Here is a 3125-nt window from a genome sequence, read left to right as displayed (position 1 = left end):
GGATCAGGCTAAGGTAAAATTTGTGAGTAATTGCGAATTTTCGGCGAATGTCGTCTTCACAGTATAACCAGATTGCTTGGGGTTATATGGTCAAGTGAAGAAGCGCATACGGTGGATGCCTTGGCAGTCAGAGGCGATGAAAGACGTGGTAGCCTGCGAAAAGCTTCGGGGAGTCGGCAAACAGACTTTGATCCGGAGATGTCTGAATGGGGGAACCCACCTAACATAAGTTAGGTATCTTAAGCTGAATACATAGGCTTAAGAAGCGAACCAGGGGAACTGAAACATCTAAGTACCCTGAGGAAAAGAAATCAACCGAGATTCCCTTAGTAGTGGCGAGCGAACGGGGACTAGCCCTTAAGTGGCTTTGAGATTAGCGGAACGTTCTGGAAAGTACGGCCATAGTGGGTGATAGCCCTGTACGCGAAAATCTCTTAGTCATGAAATCGAGTAGGACGGAGCACGAGAAACTTTGTCTGAATATGGGGGGACCATCCTCCAAGGCTAAATACTACTGACTGACCGATAGTGAACTAGTACCGTGAGGGAAAGGCGAAAAGAACCCCGGAGAGGGGAGTGAAATAGATCCTGAAACCGTATGCGTACAAGCAGTGGGAGCCCACTTTGTTGGGTGACTGCGTACCTTTTGTATAATGGGTCAGCGACTTATTTTCAGTGGCGAGCTTAACCGAATAGGGGAGGCGTAGCGAAAGCGAGTCTTAATAGGGCGTCTAGTCGCTGGGAATAGACCCGAAACCGGGCGATCTATCCATGGGCAGGTTGAAGGTTGGGTAACACTAACTGGAGGACCGAACCGACTACCGTTGAAAAGTTAGCGGATGACCTGTGGATCGGAGTGAAAGGCTAATCAAGCTCGGAGATAGCTGGTTCTCCTCGAAAGCTATTTAGGTAGCGCCTCATGTATCACTGTAGGGGGTAGAGCACTGTTTCGGCTAGGGGGTCATCCCGACTTACCAAACCGATGCAAACTCCGAATACCTACAAGTGCCGAGCATGGGAGACACACGGCGGGTGCTAACGTCCGTCGTGAAAAGGGAAACAACCCAGACCGTCAGCTAAGGTCCCAAAGTTATGGTTAAGTGGGAAACGATGTGGGAAGGCTTAGACAGCTAGGAGGTTGGCTTAGAAGCAGCCACCCTTTAAAGAAAGCGTAATAGCTCACTAGTCGAGTCGGCCTGCGCGGAAGATGTAACGGGGCTCAAACCATACACCGAAGCTACGGGTATCACTTAGGTGATGCGGTAGAGGAGCGTTCTGTAAGCCTGTGAAGGTGAGTTGAGAAGCTTGCTGGAGGTATCAGAAGTGCGAATGCTGACATGAGTAACGACAATGGGTGTGAAAAACACCCACGCCGAAAGACCAAGGTTTCCTGCGCAACGTTAATCGACGCAGGGTTAGTCGGTCCCTAAGGCGAGGCTGAAAAGCGTAGTCGATGGAAAACAGGTTAATATTCCTGTACTTCTGGTTATTGCGATGGAGGGACGGAGAAGGCTAGGCCAGCTTGGCGTTGGTTGTCCAAGTTTAAGGTGGTAGGCTGGAATCTTAGGTAAATCCGGGATTCTAAGGCCGAGAGCTGATGACGAGTTATCTTTTAGATGACGAAGTGGTTGATGCCATGCTTCCAAGAAAAGCTTCTAAGCTTCAGGTAACCAGGAACCGTACCCCAAACCGACACAGGTGGTTGGGTAGAGAATACCAAGGCGCTTGAGAGAACTCGGGTGAAGGAACTAGGCAAAATGGCACCGTAACTTCGGGAGAAGGTGCGCCGGTGAGGGTGAAGCATTTACTGCGTAAGCCCATGCCGGTCGAAGATACCAGGCCGCTGCGACTGTTTATTAAAAACACAGCACTCTGCAAACACGAAAGTGGACGTATAGGGTGTGACGCCTGCCCGGTGCCGGAAGGTTAATTGATGGGGTTAGCTAACGCGAAGCTCTTGATCGAAGCCCCGGTAAACGGCGGCCGTAACTATAACGGTCCTAAGGTAGCGAAATTCCTTGTCGGGTAAGTTCCGACCTGCACGAATGGCGTAACGATGGCGGCGCTGTCTCCACCCGAGACTCAGTGAAATTGAAATCGCTGTGAAGATGCAGTGTATCCGCGGCTAGACGGAAAGACCCCGTGAACCTTTACTATAGCTTTGCACTGGACTTTGAATTTGCTTGTGTAGGATAGGTGGGAGGCTTTGAAGCGTGGACGCCAGTTCGCGTGGAGCCAACCTTGAAATACCACCCTGGCAACTTTGAGGTTCTAACTCAGGTCCGTTATCCGGATCGAGGACAGTGTATGGTGGGTAGTTTGACTGGGGCGGTCTCCTCCTAAAGAGTAACGGAGGAGTACGAAGGTGCGCTCAGACCGGTCGGAAATCGGTCGTAGAGTATAAAGGCAAAAGCGCGCTTGACTGCGAGACAGACACGTCGAGCAGGTACGAAAGTAGGTCTTAGTGATCCGGTGGTTCTGTATGGAAGGGCCATCGCTCAACGGATAAAAGGTACTCCGGGGATAACAGGCTGATACCGCCCAAGAGTTCATATCGACGGCGGTGTTTGGCACCTCGATGTCGGCTCATCACATCCTGGGGCTGAAGCCGGTCCCAAGGGTATGGCTGTTCGCCATTTAAAGTGGTACGCGAGCTGGGTTTAGAACGTCGTGAGACAGTTCGGTCCCTATCTGCCGTGGACGTTTGAGATTTGAGAGGGGCTGCTCCTAGTACGAGAGGACCGGAGTGGACGAACCTCTGGTGTTCCGGTTGTCACGCCAGTGGCATTGCCGGGTAGCTATGTTCGGAATAGATAACCGCTGAAAGCATCTAAGCGGGAAACTAGCCTCAAGATGAGATCTCACTGGGACCTTGAGTCCCCTGAAGGGCCGTCGAAGACTACGACGTTGATAGGTTGGGTGTGTAAGCGCTGTGAGGCGTTGAGCTAACCAATACTAATTGCCCGTGAGGCTTGACCATATAACACCCAAGCAATTTGCGTCGAAAGGCCAGATTGCGGTGTGTGAAGACGCAATGAACCGAAAGTTCGCAGCTGTACACCCACAAATCTATCGCATACCCATTCGCTGGAGCGTGAACCGCAAGGTTTAACGAGCCGGCTACC

At 51.5% G+C, this 3125-nt stretch carries 1 rRNA gene; it reads left to right on the top strand.

The features are described from left to right. Positions 1-88: 88 nt before the first annotated feature. Positions 89-2980, top strand: a 23S ribosomal RNA gene (locus V5E99_RS30805). Positions 2981-3125: the final 145 nt, after the last annotated feature.

Origin of the sequence: Janthinobacterium sp. LPB2021202312-11-4, from assembly GCF_037049705.1 — a bacterium.
In the GTDB taxonomy this organism is placed as follows: domain Bacteria; phylum Pseudomonadota; class Gammaproteobacteria; order Pseudomonadales; family Pseudomonadaceae; genus Aquipseudomonas.
This window is presented reverse-complemented; position numbering and strand designations above follow the sequence as displayed.